General features: G+C 43.0%; 4 protein-coding genes and 1 pseudogene. 2 read left to right on the plus strand and 3 right to left on the minus strand.

Going from position 1 to position 4557, the window contains the following annotated elements; genetic code table 11:
* Nucleotides 1–311, minus strand: a 311-nt coding sequence (locus tag VGA95_01600) for a DUF5131 family protein (GenBank protein HEX9665231.1), incomplete at its 3' end; no start/stop codon positions are given.
* 184 nt (nucleotides 312–495) lie between these two features.
* Nucleotides 496–2172 (minus strand): hypothetical protein, encoded by a 1677-nt coding sequence (locus VGA95_01605; GenBank protein HEX9665232.1) that lies wholly within the window; start codon nucleotides 2170–2172, stop codon nucleotides 496–498.
* 352 nt (nucleotides 2173–2524) lie between these two features.
* Here VGA95_01605 and VGA95_01610 point away from each other — a divergent pair, with 352 nt between their 5' ends.
* The gene (locus tag VGA95_01610; protein HEX9665233.1) at nucleotides 2525–2695 is read left to right on the plus strand and encodes a hypothetical protein; all 171 of its coding nucleotides are present in this window, start codon (nucleotides 2525–2527) and stop codon (nucleotides 2693–2695) included.
* Nucleotides 2696–2722: 27 nt separating this feature from the next.
* Here VGA95_01610 and VGA95_01615 read toward each other — a convergent pair.
* A pseudogene (locus VGA95_01615) lies at nucleotides 2723–3064 on the minus strand (DUF5131 family protein).
* A gap of 798 nt (nucleotides 3065–3862) precedes the next feature.
* Here VGA95_01615 and murQ point away from each other — a divergent pair.
* Nucleotides 3863–4557 (plus strand): N-acetylmuramic acid 6-phosphate etherase (murQ, locus tag VGA95_01620; GenBank protein HEX9665234.1); only part of this gene is annotated, 695 nt, incomplete at its 3' end.

Genomic DNA, 4557 nt, shown 5'->3' on the forward strand with positions numbered 1-4557 from the left:
ATGTGTTGAGGACAGCGTTCCATTGTACCAAATACTTGCGTAATAAACTCGAAGGGTATATTTTCGTGAAACAGGTCGCTCATAGAATTAACAAAAATTATACGAGGATATTTCCATTTAATGGGTAATGCAACAGCATCTTCATGTAGAGTAACTGTAAAGCCATTCTGGTATCGTTGTACGCCCATGTTTTGTAGTCGAATTGCTAAACGTTCGGCATAGCAGTGCTTACATCCCTGGCTCACCTTGCTACAGCCAGTGACAGGATTCCAGGTTACCTGCGTCCATTCAATTTTACTGTTGGTCCCCATACCATCCTCCTTGTTTTTTTTGATCAACAGACTAAGTTATTATCTCGAAATGTAAATTTAATTAAAGGACAGGCGTTCCCTTTAATTAGAGCAGGATTTAGGTGGCTTTTCAGTAGCGTGATCTGCTCCTATTACCCACGTCCTACTGCAACGCTTCCCCACAACGGAGGACGAAAGTAATAATCTACTCAGGTGTTTTCCAATTACTACGTCCTCTCCATAATCTCCTACTCAATATAACAATTGGTAGCAGGAGATATAGTGGAATTGAAGGTGTATGGTTAACTGATGCAAGAGTGCAACCTCCGCCACCTCCTTCAGTGGCTTGGTCGCTGTCGAGGAAGTCTGGTACTCCGTCACTATCTAAATCCAAAAGCGGTAGAGGCTCCCCTCCTGCACTGGTTTGAACGCCATCTGCCAGTCCATCTCCATCTTCATCAAGTGAATCATCTAACATTCCATCCCCGTCATCATCCATCCCTCCAGCCTCACTAACATCCGTAGCCCCGTCATCATCGGCGTCCCCGTCTAAGAAATCAGCTATTCCATCTTCATCCGTATCTGGAACGGGAAGCGGTGCATCCTCTAATCTATCTGCAAGACCATCCTGATCTTCATCCGTAAAGCCATCAATTAATCCATTCCCATCCTCATCCACTCCTTCAGCTTCTATAACATCTGGAATACCGTCCCCATCCGAATCAAGGTCTAATTCATTGGGAATACCGTCTCCATCGGGGTCATCCAAAACAATCGAATCCTGAAATTGTGCTGCCTCTTCTGCCCCGAGTCCAAGAGGGCTTGAAAGCGACTCAATGGAGTCAGGAATGCCGTCATTATCTGAATCAAGATCAAAACTCCCTTTAAGTCCATCCCGATCCGTATCAGCACGGTATACTTGAACAAAGTAATCATTTTGGGTGCTCCCGGCAATATATAAATTGTCCTGGCCGTCGACAGCTAGAGCATTTGGGCATACACCGCCAATTCCAAGTTTTAAAATGAACTTACCATCTGAGTCAAACTTCCCTATAGAACCGCACTCAAATCCAACGTATAGGTTGTTAGAGCTGTCTGTTGCTAAACTTATTGGCCTTTGTATTATTCGGAAAGTGCCAATGGTTAAGAGATGTGTTCCATTTGAGTCAAACTTCTGTAACTGGTCACCCAACCGATCTGCAACCCAGATGTTGTCTGATCTATCAATTGCTATGTCCGCTGTATTTTGAAATGGGCCAGTTAAACCACTATTACCAAATTTCAAAATGAAAGTAGAATTCGGGCTAAATTTCTGAACACGTTCAAGGTGCGGATCTAAAACGTAGATATTATTTAAGCTGTCGGTAGCTAGTTTTAAGAACCCCCCAAAAAACTGACCGTCGTCAACGCCCACACTACCAAACCTGATAATGAGGGCAACCAAATCCAAGCCGAATACTTGTATACGATTGTTCTTGCTGTCACCAATATGAAGACGCCCCGATTTGCTAATCGCTAGGCCATCTGGCAGATTAAACTGACCGTCACCAGACCCCAGCATGCCGAAGCTTTTAAGATGCTCCCCCTTAGAGTTAAATTTCTGGATGCGGTGATTAAACGTGTCTGCAACGAAAATGTTTCCTTGTGTGTCCACAACTATCGATGTTGGAAGATTAAACTCACCATTTCCGCCGCCTTTCTTACCGAACTTGAAGGAGAACGTTTGTGCATTTACCAATCCAGCATTTGCTGTTACGAACACTAGCAACAGTATGACGACGGAACACAGCCTTACCACACTGTTCAGCCTGCATGTAAAACTTCGTAAAAACTTAAACCCTTTTTGAAACCTTCGCCCTAAAGTTAAATTGGTGTTATTCATCCTACCTTTTCCTCCTTTTCTTTTTGTTCAACTTTTATAAAAAATCATATCCCAGGATTAGATGATGATTTGAAGAATTCGTCATAAGTCTAATATAGGATCATAATATTTTCAGTACAGAGTTCGATCCTTAAGCTTACAATATTATAGGGCAAAATTCTTTTAAAGTGGCCAAAATTTTTTAAGCTGTAGAAATTATCCCTCTAGCTTGACCTTTAGAGCAAAAGGGACGCAAGCTCTTTGGCACTAAACATTATATATATGGGCGACGGATAATAATCGACCTCAGTACGTGCAATTGTTAACCAGAAGGACATCGAAAGGATTGCGCTGCGGCCCTGATGTACTTCTTATGGATTTTGAAAAGATAGTAGGGCGCATATCAGACAAATTAACAGATGAGACCCTTTGCGGATTTTATGCCTTCCCTGAGGAAGGACGGGCTCCAGAGGAACTGAATGACTCCACGGTGGCATCATGGGGTCGACAGCTGGATTTGGCATCATTGACGTTTCACGTTTAGTGAAAGAATTTATTGAGTGTACTATTTCTAAAATAAGGCCAATTGAGGTTTATAGTTGTTTTTATCCAGGGGGATTTCATCGTAGGTTCGACCGTCTAATTTTCGTCCAGTTAAGTCCTTACGAACTCCGCCCCACTGCTTGAAGAAGAATGGCACACCTCATTTACGGCATTGTTCTAGAATTGATACTACCCATTCTTTTTTCATAGGTCTTGCTTTCGGTCCTGATTCCCCACCGACGATCACCCATTTAATACCCTCAAGCGGTATTGTATCCAGCGCGCCAATCAACGGCTCACAAGATAAGAATCGAATGTGCGCCGGTACCTTTTGCAAGTCATAAATCCTATCGAGTACTTCTTTGTCTTGATACTGAATAGATCCTGACCTATCGTCAGGACATGGTTCAGCACAGGTACAGAGAAGCAATCCTTCGATCCTTCGACCCTTCGATGAAACTCAGGGCTCGGGACAGGCCCCTCGACAAGCTCAGGGCTCAGGACCAGTCTGTCCCCTTGTTGTCATTCCCTAATTCCTTAATAGGGAATCCATGCTTTTACCTCTGGATCCCCGACTACTGATTTCGGGGATGACAACAGGGGGTGGATCCCCAGTTACGCCTGTACCCGAATGCCCTTATCGGGTGCTTGGCTCCCGCATGTTGCTGGCAGGGAACATTCGGGGTGACAAAAGAGATATCACCTCAACATGTAGTCACATTGAACCTACCCCTTGCCGTCATTTGCGGATTGTTAGCGGGAATCCATCACTTTGTTTCTGGATCCCCGACTACTGATTTCGGGGATGACATAACGACTAAAAATTTGAATTCAACCCCAAGCCCCAAATTTTTTTTTACGCCTTCGTTTCTGATTTTCTTAATACTGAAACAAGTTCAGCACAGGCCGCAATTTTTGGAAGGCCAATTAAAACCTTTTCATTTCGAAAAGGTGTAATAAAAATAAAAATATTAATGAAATTGTGAAAAAGCTTGTCCACGAAATATATAACATATACAGCAATCACAGAAGGGATTATCTGTTTATGTTCTGATACGCTGCGGCTTGCTACAGGGAGTTTCATTATCTTACCGATAACTAACTAGGTCACTATTTTGATGCCTACACAAACTATAAATGTACCTTTAAAGATAGTATAATACTTTCCGTGAAAAAGCGGAGAAGAACGGATGATCTCATCACAGAAGGAATAAACCCAAGAACAAAAGATATAGACAAAAATTCAACGATAAAAATAATCGAGGTAATTTCAAAAGAAGATAAAAAGATAGCTGAGGCTGTTTCAAAGGAAAGAAAAAATCTGGCCAGGGCTGTTGACTTGATCGTGAATCATCTTGGTAAGGGTGGAAGATTAATTTTTGTGGGAGCGGGTACCAGTGGCAGACTAGGAGTAATGGAGGCGGCCGAATGTCCGCCAACCTTTGGCACTGATCCGGGACTTATCCAAGGGGTTATAGCTGGCGGCAAAAAGGCTTTATGGCGCTCCATAGAAGGGGCTGAAGACTCTAAGAGTGAGGCTCAGAGCAATTTAGCAAGATTGAAATTGGATGGAAAGGACGTAATAGTTGGTATCGCTGCGAGTGTAAATACACCCTTTGTCGAAGGTGCTCTTGTTTATGCTACAAAAAAAGGTTGTGGGCGCATTCTCATCACATGTAATCCAGTAAGCAATTCCAATTTGGCAGATATCTGTATATGTCCAATTGTCGGGCCAGAAGTGATTGTTGGTTCAACCAGGATGAAGGCAGGTACAGCCACAAAGATGGTCTTAAATATGCTCACCACTGCCTCAATGATTAAGCTTGGAAAGACGTATAAAAACCTTATGGTGGATGTTCAACC

This window comes from Thermodesulfobacteriota bacterium, from assembly GCA_036397855.1.
Lineage (GTDB): Bacteria > Desulfobacterota_D > UBA1144 > Nemesobacterales > CSP1-2 > DASWID01.